This window comes from Roseococcus pinisoli, assembly GCF_018413645.1.
GTDB classification, from domain to species: domain Bacteria; phylum Pseudomonadota; class Alphaproteobacteria; order Acetobacterales; family Acetobacteraceae; genus Roseococcus; species Roseococcus pinisoli.
Genome location: NZ_JAHCDA010000001.1, coordinates 724,721 through 739,513, shown reverse-complemented (window position 1 = coordinate 739,513; position 14,793 = coordinate 724,721). Strand labels below are relative to the sequence as shown.

Genomic DNA, 14,793 nt, shown 5'->3' with positions numbered 1-14,793 from the left:
CGCTGCCACGCTTCGTGGCCGGGGAGGCAAGAGCTCAGCGCTGGAGCCATGGCCGTGCCGCCAAGGAGCGGCGCTGTCCGCGTGAGGTTCATGCGGAAGGGGAAGGCTTCGACACGGCGTGCCGCGGCGTCCTGCCGGGGCCGCCCGATGACAGGGGAGATCATGTTCTGCGTTCCGTCGGCGAGCGCCCCTTCCATCGGCGGGGGGCGGAATCCGACGGCGCAGCCGTCAGGGCCTGCCTGACGCTGTTCGCGCGGGTTCCGCCCGCCTTCCGGGGGGTGTCACCTGATGATCAGTGAAGGGGATGAGCCAAACCCCACCGGTGCGCGAAAGGAACGCACCGGTGGGGCGACTGGAGGGGTCGTCCATGGTGTTTCCTCGCTCAGGGGGTGCCGCGTGCGGCGACGGCTCGATACAGGCGGGTCATGACGACACCCGCCCAGGAAGCCGCCGGCGGCGGCGCCTCCGCTTCGGCGGGCCACGTCATGACCGGCCGGCCCGTCAGCTGATCCTGGGAGCAGGAGGCGTCGAGGCGCGGGCAGACTTCGCGGTTGCCGCGTGCTGTGTCGGAAGGAAAGTTGTTCATCGTGCATCTCCGCAGCCGCCCCTTGGGCTGCGGCGGAGACGTCACGGGTCAGGCGTGGAGTTGCGCCATCCGGGACACTCGGCGCCGCTGCGCCGGGGAGCCTGCATTGTTATGCCGGGGCACCACGACCCCCGACCTGCAGACGGCGGGGAGCGCGGTGCCACGACTAGGGTGGCAGTCCATCGCTTGTTCCTCATGTGGCCGCGGGCAACCGAGTGCCCTGACCAGGGCGGATGAAATCACGAGCCAGATCAATGGTCAAGAATGATTTTCCGCTCGCACGGAATGCTCGGTAAATTCCAGGAAGATGGGATAAAATCAGGACCGCGGTCCAGTCGCCGAAGCTGCCTTTGGGCAGCAGTATTATCGCCAGAAGCGTAAAAGCTCCTTGCGATACTCTTCCGATTTTCCGGGGATGAAGTTTTTACTGCGGAATGTTCCGCCGAGCGGCCGTGCCTTGTGCACGGGGCTGGCAAGGATTGGCAGATCCGTCGCGGCCACTCCATCCCTTACGGCTTGACCGGAAGGCGATGCCTGCCGGTCAAACCTTCGGGATTCAGGCTTACTTCGCTTCCATCCGCCCGTGGCAGTGCTTGTACTTCTTGCCCGAGCCGCAGGGGCAGGGCGCGTTGCGCGGCGTGGCGCTCCAGGTCGAGGGAGCCTCCGGATCGACCTCGGGCGCGAGCAGCCGGGTCCCGCCCTGGGCCGCGGCGCCATAGCCCGGGCCCTGCGGCTCCATCGCATAGTCGTCGGGCGGCAGCTCCGCATGGCGCATGTCGGTGACGCGGATGGGCTCGGGCTGGGGCACCGGCGCGTTGGGCTGCAGCTCGATGCGCAGGAGGAGCGAGGTGGTGCGCTCGCGCAGATCCTCCAGCATGTTGTTGAACAGCGCGAAGGCCTCGCGCTTGTACTCGTTCAGCGGGTCGCGCTGGCCATAGGCGCGCAGGCCGATGCCCTGGCGCAGATGGTCGAGCTGAAGGAGGTGCTCCTTCCAGACCTGGTCGAAGATCTGCAGAAGCAGCGACTTCTCGACCATCCGCATGAAGTCCGGACCCAGGTTGGCGGCCTTCGTGGCGGCGGCCTGGTCGGCCGCGGCCGTGATCCGCTCATGGATCTCGGTCTCGTCGATGCCCTCTTCCTTGCCCCAGGCGATGACCGGCAAGTCGAGGCCGAGCACGTCCTGCACGCGCTTCTCGAGGCCGGGCAGGTCCCATTGCTCGGGATAGGCATTCTCTGGGATCGCGTGCTCGACCATGCCCTTGATGGTCTCGCGGCGCATGTCGAGGATCGTCTCGGAGAGGTCCTCGGTGTCCATGAAGGCGCGGCGCTGCGCATAGACCTCGCGCCGCTGGTCGTTCATGACGTCGTCGTATTTGAGCAGATTCTTGCGCGTGTCGAAGTTGCGCGCCTCGACCTTCTTCTGGGCCTTCTCCAGCGCCTTGTTGATCCAAGGATGGATGATGGCCTCGCCTTCCTTGAGGCCGAGTTTGGTGAGCATACCGCCCATCCGCTCGGACCCGAAGATGCGCATCAGGTCGTCTTCCAGCGAGAGGAAGAAGCGGCTGCCGCCGGGGTCGCCCTGGCGGCCGGAGCGGCCGCGCAGCTGATTGTCGATGCGGCGGCTCTCATGCCGCTCCGTGCCGATCACGAAGAGGCCGCCGGCCGCCTTCGCGATGGGCTTCGCGATCTCGACCTCGCGCTTATGGCGGGCGAAGGCCTCCTGGTAGTCCTCGCCATGGCCTTCCGGCACCTCGGCGCGGGCCAGCATGTCGGCATTGCCGCCGAGCTGGATGTCCGTGCCGCGGCCGGCCATGTTGGTGGCGATGGTGACGGCGCCTGGCCGGCCGGCCTGGGCGACGATGCCGGCCTCCTGCTCGTGGTAGCGCGCATTCAGCACCTGGTGCGGAATCTTCTTCTTCGTCAGCAGCGTGGAGAGGAGCTCGGACTTCTCGATGCTCGTGGTGCCGACGAGGCAGGGCTGGTTGCGCTCGCGGCATTCGGCCACGAGCTTGGCCACCGCCTCGTACTTCTCGAGCGCGGTGCGATAGACCTCGTCATCCTGGTCCAGACGCGCGACTGGGACGTTGGTCGGGATCTCGACCACTTCCAGCTTGTAGATCTCGGCGAATTCGTCCGCCTCGGTGGAGGCCGTGCCGGTCATGCCGGAGAGCTTGGGATAGAGGCGGAAGTAGTTCTGGAAGGTGATGCTCGCCAGCGTCTGGTTCTCGGGCTGGACGGTGACGTGCTCCTTGGCCTCCAGCGCCTGGTGCAGGCCGTCGGAATAGCGCCGGCCTTCCATCATGCGGCCCGTGAACTCGTCGATGATCACGATCTTGTCGTTGCGGACGACGTATTCGACGTCGCGCTTGAACAGCACATGGGCGCGCAGGGACTGGTTCACGTGGTGGACCACGGAGACGTTATGGGCGTCGTAGAGGTTGCCCTCGGTCAGGACGCCGCCCTCCGTCAGCAGGCGCTCGATATCCTCGCCGCCCTTCTCGGTCATGGCGACGGTGCGCTGCTTCTCGTCCTTCTCGAAGCGCTCCGTGTCCTTCACGAACTCCACCATCACGGTGTCCACGCGGCGGTAGAGGTCGGAGGTGTCGTCGGTCGGGCCGGAGATGATGAGCGGGGTGCGGGCCTCGTCCACCAGGATCGAGTCCACCTCGTCGACGATGGCATAGGCGAAGGGCCGCTGGACCATCTCGTCCAGTCGGTACTTCATGTTGTCGCGCAGGTAGTCGAAGCCGTACTCGTTATTGGTGCCGTAGGTGATGTCGCAGGCATAGGCCTCGCGGCGCTGGTCGTCGCTGAGCCCCTGCACGATCACGCCGGTGGTGAGGCCGAGGAAGCCATAGACCTGGCTCATCCACTCGCTGTCGCGGGTGGCCAGGTAGTCGTTCACGGTGACGACATGGACGCCCTTGGCCGGCAGGGCATTCAGGTAGACGGGCAGGGTGGCGACCAGGGTCTTGCCCTCGCCGGTCTTCATCTCGGCGATCTTGCCGTCGTTGAGGACCATGCCGCCGATCATCTGCACGTCGAAATGACGCATGCCCATGACGCGCTTGGCGGCCTCGCGGACCGTGGCGAAGGCCTCCTCCAGGACGTCGTCCAGCTCCTCGCCCGAGGCGAGGCGCGCACGGAACTCGGCGGTCTTGCCCTTGAGCTCCTCGTCGGAGAGGGCGGCGAGCTTGGGCTCGAAGGCCGCGATGGCAGGGATTCGCGACTCGTACCGCTTCAGGGAGCGCTGGTTCGAAGAACCGAAGATGGCACGGGCAATACGGGCGAACATGGGTGGCAGGACTCTCCGGGCGCCGCGCGCCGAGCGCACGGATAGGGGGCGGGAGACAGGTAGGCGCGGCATGCCCCCCGGTCAACGTGTTGCGTCAACACGCCAGGGGAGCGCCCTCTGTAACCGCCATCGGCGGCGCGGGTTGTGGGCCAGCATGGCATCCGCCATTGTCCGCGCAACAAATGGACCCCGCCCCATGATCCGCACCCCCTTTGCCGCCTTCCTGCTCGCGACTGTCGCTTTCGGGATTGCCCCGGGGGTGCGAGCGCAGACAGCGGCTCCCACGGCGCCGGCCGCGGCCCCCTCGACCCCCGCCCCCGCCGCGACTCCTGCCCCCGCTGCCACCCCCGCCCCGGCGGATACCACCGCGGCGGCCGCGCCCGAGGACCGCAACCCGGTGCTCGCCCGCGTCAACGGCGAAGAGATCCGGCTGGATGAGGTGATCGCCACGGCGGCCGAGGCCATGCCGCCCGAGCTTCGCCAGGTCCCGCCGCACCTGCTGCGCTCCATGCTGCCGCCGCAGGTCTTCCAGCAGCTGGTCGACCGGGCGGTGACCGATCGCGTCATGGTGCAGGCCGCCCGCGCTGCCCGCCTGGATCAGGATCCGGAGATCCGCCGGCGCCTCCGCCTCGCGGAGGATGCGGAGCTGCGCGACCAGATGCTCCGGCGCGAGGTCCTGCCCCGGGTGACCGACGAGGCCATCCGCGCCCGCTACGAGCGGGACGCCGCGAACCGCGCGCCGGAGGAAGAGGTTCACGCCCGCCATATCCTGGTGCCGAACGAGGCCGATGCCCGGGCCATCCTCGCCGAGATCCAGCGCGGCGCGAGCTTCGAGGAGGTGGCCCGCCGCCGCTCGACGGATCCGGCCGCCCGTAACGGCGGCGACCTCGGCTTCTTCCGCCGGGGGGACATGGTGCCGGAATTCGCCACCGCTGCCTTCGCGCTCCAGCCCGGTCAGGTCAGCCCGAACCCGGTCCGCACCCAGTTCGGCTGGCATGTGATCAAGGTGGAGGAGCGTCGCTCCTCGCGCGGGCCGAGCTTCGAGGAGAGCCGCGACACGCTGCGCCAGACCATGATCGAGGAGGAGGTGCAGGCCGCCATCCAGCGCGTCAGGGCCGGGGCGCAGATCGAGCTGGTCGACCCGCCGGCCGCCGCGACGCCCACCCCCGCGCCGAACACCCCGCCGGCCATCCAGGCCGAGCCGCCGCCGCCGGCCGCCCCGGCGGGCCGGGGCCAGCCCCGGAGGTGAAGGTCCTCGCGATCTGCGGCAGCCTGCGCCGGGGAAGCTACAACCGTAGCCTCCTCCGGACCACGGCCGCCCTCGCGCCGGCCGGGATGGAGGTCGAGGTCGTGGGCATCGAGGGGGTCCCCCTCTTCGACGAGGACCTCGAGAAGCAGGGCGCGCCCGAGGCCGTGGCCAATCTGCGCCGCAAGGGCAAGGCGGCCGACGGCCTCCTCTTCGGCTGCCCGGAGTATAATTACGGCATCGCCGGGCCGCTGAAGAATGCCTTCGACTGGCTGTCGCGCCCCGATGGCGAGCCGCGGACGCCCTTCGTCGGCCGGCCGGTCGCCCTTCTCGGCGCCTCGATGAGCCTGATCGGCACGGCGCGGGCGCAGCTGCAGCTCCGCCAGTCGCTCCAGGGCACCGGCGCGCTGACCATGCCTTCGCCGGAGGTCTTCGTGATCCGCGCGCAGGACAAGTTCGATGCCGAGGGCACGCTCACTGACCAGCCGACGCGCGACGCGGTGGCCAGGTTGATGGCGGCCTTCGGAAACTGGATCGCCAAGCTGAAGGGTTAAGAGAGACCTGATATGAGCACGCAAGTTTCGCCCCTGGCACTTCCGCTGCCGGAGATGCCGTCGATCGCCGGTGCCGAATGCGCCAGCGTGGCCGCCGGCATCCGCTACAAGAAGCGCGAGGACATGACCGTCTTCCGCTTCGCGGCCGGCACGACGGTCGCGGGCGTCTTCACGCTGAACAAGTGCCCCGGCGCGCCGGTGGACTGGTGCCGCGCGGCGCTCAAGGGCGGCAAGGCCCGGGCGCTGGTGGTGAATGCCGGCAACAGCAACGTCTTCACCGGGCGCGCCGGCCGCGAGACCTGCGAGCGCACGGCCGCCGAGACGGCGCAGCTGCTGGGCTGCAAGCCGAAGGAGGTCTTCATCGCCTCCACCGGCGTGATCGGCGAGCGCCTGCCGACGGACGTGCTCCTGGCCGCGCTGCCGGGCGCCGTGGGCAAGCTGGAGGCCGATTCCTGGCAGTCCGCCGCCAAGGCCATCATGACCACCGACACCTTCCCCAAGGGCGCGACCCGCACGGCGAAGATCGGCGAGACCGTGGTGACGATCTGCGGCATCGCCAAGGGCAGCGGCATGGTGGCGCCCGACATGGCGACCATGCTCTCCTTCATCGCGACCGACGCGAAGATCCCGGCCCCCGTCCTGCAGAAGCTGCTGTCGAAGGGCTCCGCGAAGACCTTCAACTGCATCACGGTGGACAGCGACACCTCCACCTCCGACACGGTGCTCCTCTTCGCGACGGGCCAAGTGAAGCACCCGCGCGTCCCCGCCGAGGGCGGCGCCATCCTGAAGGACTTCGCCCGCGCGCTGGACGAGGTGCTGCACGAGCTGGCGCTGATGGTCGCGCGCGACGGTGAGGGCGCCCAGAAGCTGATCACCATCGACGTGACGGGCGCGGTCAGCGCGAAGTCGGCGCATCGCATCGCCATGGCCATCGCCAATTCGCCGCTGGTGAAGACGGCGATCGCGGGCGAGGACGCGAATTGGGGCCGCATCGTCATGGCCGTCGGCAAGGCCGGCGAGCCGGCGGATCGCGACAAGCTCTCGGTGGCGGTGGGCGGCACCTGGATGGCGCGCGACGGCGGCGTGATCCCCGATTACGACGAGGCGCCCGTCGTCGCGCACATGAAGGGGCGCGAGGTCGAGATCACGGTCGATATCGGCCTCGGCCGCGGCAAGGCCCGCGTCTGGACCTGCGACCTCACGCATGGATACATCGACATCAATGGCAGCTACCGGAGCTAGCCTTCCCATCGTCACGGCGCGGCTGCTGCTGCGCCGTCTCGTGGCGGAGGACGCGGCCGCGGTGACGCGGCTGGTCAACGATTATTCGGTCGCGGGCAATCTCGCCCGCGTGCCCTTCCCCTATCGCGAGCAGCTCGCGCAGGAATGGATCGCCTCGGCCGGCGCGCAGATCGATTCGAAGGACGCCTATCACCTCGCCATCACGCGGGACGGCGCCCTGGTCGGCTGCATCGGCCTCACGCTGCGGCGCAACGCCCTGCCCGAGATCGGCTACTGGATCGGCCGGAAGTTCTGGGGCCAGGGCCTGGCGCGCGAGGCGGCGGCCGCCCTGCTGGACTGGGCGCAGACGGAGCTCGGCCTCGTCGAGGTCGAGGCGGACGTGCTCACCGACAACCTGGCCTCGCAGGCCGTGCTGCGGCACCTCGGCTTCGTCGAGAGCGGGTCGGGCGTGCAGCAGTTCCTCTCGCGCAACCGCAAGATGCCGGTGCTCATGTTCCGGCGCGTCGCCGAACCGCCGAAGCCCCCCGCGCCCAAGCCTGTCCTCCTCGTCGTCGCCTGCGCGCTGGTGGACAGCGACGGCCGCATCCTCCTGGCGCAGCGCCCGAAGGGAAAGCAGCTGGAGGGGCTCTGGGAGTTCCCGGGCGGCAAGCTGAACGACGGCGAGACGCCGGAGGCGGCGCTGATCCGTGAATTGCGGGAGGAGCTCTCCATCGAGACGCAGGAATCCTGCCTCTCGCCGCTCTTCTTCGCCAGCCATGCCTACGAGAAGTTCCACCTGCTGATGCCGCTCTACATCTGCCGCAAGTGGCAGGGGCGCGTGACCTCGGCGGAGGGGCAGGCGCTGGCCTGGGTGCGGCCGGAAAAGCTGGCCGACTACCCCATGCCGCCCGCCGACGTTCCGCTGGTCGCGCTGCTGCGCGATTTCCTGTGACGGATGGTCGGGCCGCGGAAACACGATTAGGTTTTCCGGCAAGGCGCCAGCGAGTGGCGCGCGAAAGAGGATGGCCATGAATCCCACCGCCTGCCTGCTCATCATCGGCAACGAGGTGCTCTCCGGCCGCACGCGGGACGCCAACCTGCAGTTCCTCGCGACCCGGCTGGGCGAGATGGGCATCCCGCTGCGCGAGGTGCGCGTCATCCCCGACGTCGTCGAGACGATCGTAGGCACCGTCAACGAGGTGCGGAAGAAGTTCGACCACGTCTTCACCACGGGCGGCATCGGCCCCACGCATGACGACATCACCAGCGAATGCGTGGCCCAGGCCTTCGGTGTGCCCTGGGTCGTCCATGAGGAGACGCGCGCGCTGATGGCGGCCGATTATGCGCGCCGCGACCCGCCGGTGGAGATGAACGCGGCCCGCCTGCGCATGGCGACGCTGCCGCTGGGCGCCGTGCCCATCCGCTGCGCCATGACCACCGCGCCCGGCTTCTCGATGGAGAATGTGCACGTCATGGCCGGCGTGCCGCGCATCATGCAGTCGATGTTCGATGCGCTGGCGCCCTCGCTGCAGGGCGGCGTACCGGTCGTCTCCCGCGCCGTGCACGCGATCGGCGTCTTCGAGGGGAATATCGCGGAGGGGCTGGCGGCGATCCAGCAGCGTTATCCCGCGCTGGATATCGGCAGCTACCCCTTCTACCGCCAGCACAGCAGCGGCGCGGGCTTCCTGGGCGGCGGCGTGGCGCTGGTCTCGAAGGGCGTCTCGCTGTCGGACGTGGAGGCCGCGACGGCCGAGATCACCGCCCTGCTGGTGGGCATGGGCGCGAGCCCCGTGCAGGGCGAGCCTGGAGCCTAGAGCATCGCCCGATCAGACGGCACCGTCTGATCGGGTAAAGATGCTCGAAAGACAAAGGGCCGGAGCGTTTGCCGTGAGCCTTCGCGAACGGGAAATGCTCTAGGCCGAGGCGCCGCCTTCGCGGCGGGGCTGCCGGGCGCTCCGCTTTTCCGGCACGTCGATCCGGGCGAGGCGCACCGCCGTCTGCCCCGGCGGCGCCAGCAGCATCGGCATCACCATCAGGCAATCGGCGTGCGGCGTGCGGATTTCCTCCGTGCCGTCCCGGGCGATCAGCGTCCCGGCCTCGGGGATGATCGCGCCGCCACGCCAGGGCTGGACGAAGGTGAAGTCCTTTCCCCGCACCGTCACGCTCTGCGTCACCCGTGCGACGCGCGGCGCCGGCAGGGGTAGAAGCGCGCCGGGCACGACGCCGGTGACGGAGAGCAGCCGCCGCGCGGCCTTCTCCATGCGCACCACCGTCTCCGGCTCCCAGTGCCAGCCGGCCTCCAGGATGAGGCTCCGCCCGCCCCGCGCCGCCACGTGATCGATGAGGCGCTGCCCGGCCTTGTGCCCCTGGTCGGCGACGACCAGCGGCGGCTCGCCGAGCGAAACCCCCAGCGGGATGGAGGCCTCCGAGGTGCCGGCCAGGAACAGCGGGTCCGATGGCCAGAGCATGGAGTGCAGGTCCAGCACCACATCCGCCGAATCGAGCACCGGACGCAGGGCGCGGGCCCGGCGGATCTCGCTCGACCGGCGCGGTCCCTCGAGGGTCTCAGGGTCCCAGATGCGGTTCAGGTCCTCCTCCAGGAAGCGCGACGAGGTCGGGTCGTCGGGCTCGAAGCGCGAGAAGGCGTCGAGATTGGCGAAGATCAGCGTCAGCCGGCCCCGCGAGGGGCGAAGCCCTTCCTGCAGCAGCCGGTCGAGCACCACGGCGCCGGCGATCTCGTTGCCATGTGTGAGCGCGACCAGGCAGACATGCAGGCCGGGCAGCCCGCTGTCGAAGCTCCAGACGCCCGGGACTACGTTGCCCGCCCACCAGCGGCGGAGATCGGGCGCCGCGAGCCGCATGCCTGGCCAGTCGGCGCCGGCGCCGCGCAGCAGCGCATCGAGGGTGGGCGGCAGGTGCAGCTTCATCCGGTGCCGCGAACCTGATCCTCGATGAGGCGTTCGAGGAAGGTGCAGCAGGCCTGCAGCTGCGATTCGGCGATCCATTCCTCAGGCTGATGCGCCTGCGCGATGTCCCCGGGCCCGCAGACGATCGCCGGGATGCCGGCACGCTGATAGTAGCCCGCCTCCGTGCCGTAGCTGACGAAGCCGCGCGAATTGCTGCCCGAGGTGCGCTGCACCAGCGCCAGCAGCGGGTGATGCTCGTCGAGCTCCAGCGCCGGGGCCCGCGCGCGGGGCGCGACGATCATCGCGCTTTCGGGATGCACGGCGCGCAGCTCCGGCAGGATCGCCGATTCCACCTGCGCCACGAAGCGCGCGAGCACCTCGCTCGCCTCGTCGCCGGGGACGGTGCGCACCTCCAGCGTGAAGGCGGCGTGGTCGGGCACGATGTTGAGCACGGTGCCGGCGCGAAAGGTACCGACATGCACCGTCGTGTAGGGCGGCACGAAGCCTTCGACCCGTCGGCCCTGCGTGGCGAATCGCCGCGCCTCGGCCTTCAGCCACGCCACCGCCTCGGCCGCCGCCATCAGCGCGTTCGCCGTGGTGTCCGCGCGCGAGGAATGGCCGGAAAGACCCGTGAAGACCACGTCCCAGCTGGCATAGCCCTTATGGGCGATGATCGGCGCCATGCCGCTCGGCTCGCCGACGATGCAGAGCGCCGGGGGCGGCGCGTCATGGCCGAGCTCGTCCATCAGCCGGTCGGCGCCGCGGAAGGTCGTCTCCTCGTCATGGGTGAGGCAGAGGTGGAAGGGGCGCGCGAGATCGGCCGCCAGCATCTCCGGCACCATCGCCAGGACGCAGGCGACGAAGCCCTTCATGTCGCAGGCGCCGCGGCCGATCACGCGACCATCCTGGCGGCGCAGCGCGAAGGGATCGGCGAGCCAGGCCTGGCCCTCCACGGGCACGCAGTCGACATGGGCCGAGAGCGCCAGTCCGCCCGCCACGCGCGGGCCGATGATGGCGTGCAGATTCGCCTTCTCGCCCTCCACCGTGACGCGGCATTCGATGCCCTGCGCGGCGAGCTCTCCGCGCACGAACTCGATCAGCGGGGCATTGCTCCGCGCGCTCGTCGTGTCGATGGCGACGAGGCGTTCCAGCAGGAGAAGGGCGCGCGCGATTGACGACATGCCATGGAGCTTATCCACTCGGGGCCTCGCGTCCATCCTTGGGGGAATTGAGTTGAAACGAGTGCCGCGCATCGCCGTTCTGGGCCTGCATCTGGAGGCCAACGCCTTCGCGCCGATCACACGGCTGGAGGATTTCGAGCGGCAGTGCCTGACGCGCGGCGAGGAGATGACGCGACTCGCGCGCGCCGAGGCCTCGCCCATGCCGGCGGAGATCGGCGGCTTCTATCGCCGCATGGACGCGACCGGCGACTGGACGCCCTGCCCCGTGCTGGTCGCGGCGGCGCCGCCGGGCGGGCCGATCGACCAGGCGCTGTTCCTTTCCTTCCTGGACGAGATGCGGCGCGGCCTGGCCGCCGCCCTGCCGCTCGACGGCGTCTATGTCGCAAGCCACGGCGCCAGCAGCGCGACGGGCGACGAGGACAGCGACGGCACGATGCTGGCGATGATCCGCCAGGTGGTGGGGCGGGCGGTTCCCGTCGTCGTCACGCACGACCTGCACTGCAATGTCAGCGAGAAGCTGATCGACAACTGCGATGTCTTCATCGCCTATCGCACCAACCCGCATGTGGACATGGCGGCGCGCGCGGCGGAGGCGGCTGACGCGATGCGCGAACTGCTCGGCGGGATGAAGACGGCGAAGGCCTTTCTCCGACTTCCGCTGACGCCGCCCTCCGTCACGCTGCTCACGGCCGAGGGGCCTTATGCGGACCTGATCCGCGACGCGGAGGCCCTCATGGCGGCGGAGCCCGCCATCCTGAACGCCAGCGTGACCGGCGGCTTCACCTTCAGCGACCTGCCGAAATGCGGCATCACGGTCACGGTGACTGCGCGCGATGGCGACGAGGGTGCGGCGAAGCGCGCCTGCGCGAAGCTCGCCCGGCGCGGCTGGGCGGAGCGGGAGCGGCACACGCGACGCCTGCTGAGCCTGGACGAGGCGGCGGCGCTCTCGGTCGCGGCCGGCAAGGGAGAGGTCGCGCCGGTGATCTTCTCCGATGCCGGTGACAATCCCGGCGGCGGCGGGCGCGGCAGCACGGCCTATACGCTGCGTGCGCTGCATGAGGCGCGGGCCCAGGGCGTGGTGCTCGGCCTCTTCGTCGATCCCGCGTTGGCGGCGGAGGCCCAGGCACTGGGCGAGGGCGCGCATTTCCACGCCGTCTTCAACCGTGAAGAGAGCGAGTTCTCGAGGCGCTTCGAGAGCGGCGCCAAGGTGCTGAAGCTGACCGATGGAAAGGGTAAGGGCCGGCGCGGGACCATGGCCGGCAGGCTCTTCGACCTCGGCCCCACGGCGCTGCTGGAGCTCGACGATTCGGGCATGCGCATCGTGGTCGTCAGCCTGCGCCGACAGTGCCATGAGCCGCGCACGCTGGAGATGCACGGCATCGACATCGGCGCCGCGAAGACGGTCGTGGTGAAGTCGCGCGGGCATTTCCGCGCGGGCTTCGACGAGTTCTTCCCGAATGACCGCATCTTCGAGGTGGACAGCCCGGGCCTCACCAGCCCGGTGCTGACCAACTTCAAGTGGAAGCGACTGCCGCGCCCCACCTATCCGCTGGACCCGGAGGCGGCCTGGACCGATCCGGGCTGGAACTGACGGGCTCTCAGCCCCGCGCGGCGGCGATCAGGCCCTTCATCCGCTTGATCGCCACCGGCAGCCCCTCGAAGACCGAGGTCGAGATCAGGAAGTGCCCGATCGAGACCTCGCTGATCTCGGGGATGGCAGCGATGGGTGCGATGGTCTCGTAGCTCAGCCCGTGGCCGGCATGGACCTGCAGGCCGAGCGAACGGGCCAGCCGGGCCGCCTCCGCATGCTTCGCGGCCAGCGCCGGGCGCGCCTCGGCGGAAGCCTCGGCATAGGTGCCGGTGTGCAACTCGATGGCCTGGGCGCCGAGCTCGGCTGTGCGGGCGATCTGCGCGGCGTCCGGCTCCACGAAAAGCGAGACCTCGATGCCGAGGCCGGCGAGCCGGCGGATCGATTCGGCGAGGTAGGGGCCGGCGCGCAGCACATCCAGGCCGCCCTCGGTCGTCAGCTCCTCGCGCTTCTCGGGCACGATGCAGCAGGCCGGCGGGCGCAGCCGCTCGCAGAGCGCGACCATCTCCTCCGTCGCGGCCATCTCGAAGTTGAGGCGGGTGTCGACCTCGGCGGCCACGCGTTCCAGGTCGCGATCGCGGATGTGGCGGCGATCCTCGCGCAGATGCATCGTCACGCCGTCCGCGCCGGCCGCCATGGCCACGCGCGCGGCCTCCACCGGGCAGGGGAAGACGCCGCCGCGCGCGTTCCGCAGCGTCGCCACATGGTCCACGTTCACCGAGAGGCGCATCAGGCCCGTTTCCTTCGATTGTCAGCGAGTTGGGAGGCCAGCCGGAGGGCGGCGATCAGGCTGTCGGGGCTCGCCACCCCCTTGCCCGCGATGTCGAGCGCCGTGCCGTGATCGGGGCTGGTGCGGACGATGGAGAGGCCGAGGGTGACGTTCACGCCGCCCGCCATGTCCAGCGTCTTGATCGGGATCAGCGCCTGGTCGTGATAGAGGCAGATGGCGGCGTCGTAGGTCGGCCGCGCATGGGCGGTGAAGAGCGTGTCGGGCGGATAGGGGCCCGTGGCGTCGATGCCCAGGTCGCGCAGCATCCGCACCGCCGGCGCGACGATCGCCTGGTCCTCGTGGCCAAGCGTCCCGGCCTCGCCGGCGTGCGGGTTCAGCCCCGCCACGGCGAGCCGGGGGGCGGCGATGCCGAAGTCGCGCACCAGCGCCGCATGGGTGATGCGCGCATGCTCGACGATGAGCTCCGGCGTCAGGCGGGCGATGGCGCGGGCCAGGGGCTCGTGCACCGTCACGGGCACGACGCGCAGCTCGGAAGAGGCCAGCATCATCACGGGTGGGACGCCCGTGCCCGCCAGCTCGCCCAGGAATTCCGTGTGGCCGGGATGCGGGAAGCCGGCGGCCGTCAGCACCGATTTCTGGATGGGGTTGGTCACCATCCCGCCGATCTCCCCGGCCTTGGCCAGCGCGACCGCCTCCTCGATGGCGGCGAGGACGGCACCGGCCGTGGCCACGCTCGGCTGGCCCGGCACGGCGGGGAAGGGCAGGGGGCGGTGCAGCACCGGCAGCGCGCGCGGAAAGACCGCCGCCGCCTCGCCGGCCGAGGCGATGCGCTCGACGGGCACGCCGCCGATCCGGTCCGCGTCGTCGATGAGAAAGAAGGCGGGCCCGCCGTCGCGCAAGGCCAGCCAGGCCTTTGCGGCGATCTCGGCGCCGATCCCGGCGGGTTCCCCCATGGTCAGAGCAAGCATGCGGGAAGGCTAGCAGAGCCTGCTTCGTCGGACGATAGGCGCCCTCACACCGGCATGGGCGTGAAGAGCTGCTTCAGGCAGCGCAGGCCGAAGGCGGTGCGCGTGTGGCGCACGCCGGGCAGGCGGTAGATCTTCTCCCGCAGCAGTCGCTCGTAGCCGGCCGTGCCGCTGACCGCGGCCTTCAGGATGTAGTCGTACTCGCCGGTGGCGAGCCAGGCCTCGATGACCTCCGGCATGTCGGCGATGGCCTGCTCGAATCGCTTGAGCTGCTCCTCGTCATGCTTCTCGGTCATCACCTCGATGATGACGGTGTCGGGCAGGCCCAGCTTCGCCTGGTCCAGCTCCGCGCGGTAGCCGCGGATGACGCCGGATTGCTCCAGGCGCCTTACGCGCGACCAGCAGGGTGAGGGCGAAAGCCCCACGCGCTCGGCGAGCTCCGCATTGGTCAGGCGGCCTTCCTGGTGCAATGCACGAAGAATTCGGCGGTCGATCGCGTCCACGCGGAAGATCCTTCTGCC

The 14,793-nt window shown here is 69.9% G+C and carries 13 protein-coding genes; 6 read left to right on the top strand and 7 right to left on the bottom strand.

Features of this window, described 5'->3' with window-relative positions:
• Positions 1-382: 382 nt before the first annotated feature.
• Both KHU32_RS03515 and secA read right to left on the bottom strand, forming a co-directional pair.
• The gene (locus KHU32_RS03515) at positions 383-586 is read right to left on the bottom strand and encodes a hypothetical protein (RefSeq protein WP_213668642.1); all 204 of its coding nucleotides are present in this window, start codon (positions 584-586) and stop codon (positions 383-385) included.
• A gap of 562 nt (positions 587-1,148) precedes the next feature.
• Positions 1,149-3,881 carry a preprotein translocase subunit SecA gene (secA, locus tag KHU32_RS03510; RefSeq protein WP_213668641.1) on the bottom strand — a complete coding sequence of 911 codons (2,733 nt, stop codon included), beginning with the start codon at positions 3,879-3,881 and terminating at the stop codon, positions 1,149-1,151.
• 196 nt (positions 3,882-4,077) lie between these two features.
• Between secA and KHU32_RS03505 the strand changes: the two genes are divergently transcribed.
• From KHU32_RS03505 to KHU32_RS03485, 5 genes are all read left to right on the top strand, one after another.
• Positions 4,078-5,130, top strand: coding sequence for a peptidylprolyl isomerase (locus KHU32_RS03505; RefSeq protein ID WP_213668640.1), 1,053 nt, complete (start codon positions 4,078-4,080; stop codon positions 5,128-5,130).
• The gene (locus KHU32_RS03500) at positions 5,127-5,681 is read left to right on the top strand and encodes an NADPH-dependent FMN reductase (RefSeq protein ID WP_213668639.1); all 555 of its coding nucleotides are present in this window, start codon (positions 5,127-5,129) and stop codon (positions 5,679-5,681) included. Before KHU32_RS03505 ends, KHU32_RS03500 begins: the two co-directional genes overlap by 4 nt.
• A 12-nt stretch (positions 5,682-5,693) precedes the next feature.
• Entirely contained in the window at positions 5,694-6,923 is a 1,230-nt protein-coding gene (gene argJ, locus KHU32_RS03495; protein ID WP_213668638.1) for a bifunctional glutamate N-acetyltransferase/amino-acid acetyltransferase ArgJ, read from the top strand.
• Entirely contained in the window at positions 6,904-7,854 is a 951-nt protein-coding gene (locus tag KHU32_RS03490) for a bifunctional GNAT family N-acetyltransferase/(deoxy)nucleoside triphosphate pyrophosphohydrolase (protein WP_249680528.1), read from the top strand. The genes argJ and KHU32_RS03490 overlap by 20 nt, the downstream gene beginning before the upstream one ends.
• A 76-nt stretch (positions 7,855-7,930) precedes the next feature.
• Positions 7,931-8,716 carry a competence/damage-inducible protein A gene (locus tag KHU32_RS03485; protein ID WP_213668636.1) on the top strand — a complete coding sequence of 262 codons (786 nt, stop codon included), beginning with the start codon at positions 7,931-7,933 and terminating at the stop codon, positions 8,714-8,716.
• 99 nt (positions 8,717-8,815) lie between these two features.
• Here the strand turns inward: KHU32_RS03485 and KHU32_RS03480 are convergent, their stop codons facing one another.
• Entirely contained in the window at positions 8,816-9,829 is a 1,014-nt protein-coding gene (locus KHU32_RS03480) for a M14 family metallopeptidase (RefSeq protein WP_213668635.1), read from the bottom strand.
• Positions 9,826-10,989 (bottom strand): acetylornithine deacetylase, encoded by a 1,164-nt coding sequence (argE, locus tag KHU32_RS03475; RefSeq protein WP_249680526.1) that lies wholly within the window; start codon positions 10,987-10,989, stop codon positions 9,826-9,828. Before argE ends, KHU32_RS03480 begins: the two co-directional genes overlap by 4 nt.
• A gap of 61 nt (positions 10,990-11,050) precedes the next feature.
• Between argE and KHU32_RS03470 the strand changes: the two genes are divergently transcribed.
• Entirely contained in the window at positions 11,051-12,580 is a 1,530-nt protein-coding gene (locus tag KHU32_RS03470) for a M81 family metallopeptidase (protein WP_347265522.1), read from the top strand.
• A 7-nt stretch (positions 12,581-12,587) separates the two neighbouring features.
• Here KHU32_RS03470 and KHU32_RS03465 read toward each other — a convergent pair whose 3' ends face one another.
• From KHU32_RS03465 to KHU32_RS03455, 3 genes are read right to left on the bottom strand one after another with little or no spacing between them, the layout of a single operon-like run.
• Positions 12,588-13,307 (bottom strand): pyridoxine 5'-phosphate synthase, encoded by a 720-nt coding sequence (locus tag KHU32_RS03465; RefSeq protein WP_213668632.1) that lies wholly within the window; start codon positions 13,305-13,307, stop codon positions 12,588-12,590.
• Positions 13,307-14,275 carry a 4-hydroxythreonine-4-phosphate dehydrogenase PdxA gene (gene pdxA / locus KHU32_RS03460; RefSeq protein WP_213668631.1) on the bottom strand — a complete coding sequence of 323 codons (969 nt, stop codon included), beginning with the start codon at positions 14,273-14,275 and terminating at the stop codon, positions 13,307-13,309. Before pdxA ends, KHU32_RS03465 begins: the two co-directional genes overlap by 1 nt.
• A 44-nt stretch (positions 14,276-14,319) precedes the next feature.
• Positions 14,320-14,775 (bottom strand): Lrp/AsnC family transcriptional regulator, encoded by a 456-nt coding sequence (locus KHU32_RS03455; RefSeq protein ID WP_213668630.1) that lies wholly within the window; start codon positions 14,773-14,775, stop codon positions 14,320-14,322.
• Positions 14,776-14,793: the final 18 nt, after the last annotated feature.

Excerpts from the sequence above, each read along its gene's own strand:
- KHU32_RS03485 (WP_213668636.1), top strand. The coding sequence starts at position 7,931 with ATGAATCCCACCGCCTGCCTGCTCATCATCGGCAACGAGGTGCTCTCC.
- argE (WP_249680526.1), bottom strand. The coding sequence starts at position 10,989 with ATGTCGTCAATCGCGCGCGCCCTTCTCCTGCTGGAACGCCTCGTCGCC.
- KHU32_RS03465 (WP_213668632.1), bottom strand. The coding sequence starts at position 13,307 with ATGCGCCTCTCGGTGAACGTGGACCATGTGGCGACGCTGCGGAACGCG.
- KHU32_RS03515 (WP_213668642.1), bottom strand. The coding sequence starts at position 586 with ATGAACAACTTTCCTTCCGACACAGCACGCGGCAACCGCGAAGTCTGC.
- KHU32_RS03480 (WP_213668635.1), bottom strand. The coding sequence starts at position 9,829 with ATGAAGCTGCACCTGCCGCCCACCCTCGATGCGCTGCTGCGCGGCGCC.
- pdxA (WP_213668631.1), bottom strand. The coding sequence starts at position 14,275 with ATGCTTGCTCTGACCATGGGGGAACCCGCCGGGATCGGCGCCGAGATC.
- secA (WP_213668641.1), bottom strand. The coding sequence starts at position 3,881 with ATGTTCGCCCGTATTGCCCGTGCCATCTTCGGTTCTTCGAACCAGCGC.
- argJ (WP_213668638.1), top strand. The coding sequence starts at position 5,694 with ATGAGCACGCAAGTTTCGCCCCTGGCACTTCCGCTGCCGGAGATGCCG.
- KHU32_RS03505 (WP_213668640.1), top strand. The coding sequence starts at position 4,078 with ATGATCCGCACCCCCTTTGCCGCCTTCCTGCTCGCGACTGTCGCTTTC.
- KHU32_RS03490 (WP_249680528.1), top strand. The coding sequence starts at position 6,904 with ATGGCAGCTACCGGAGCTAGCCTTCCCATCGTCACGGCGCGGCTGCTG.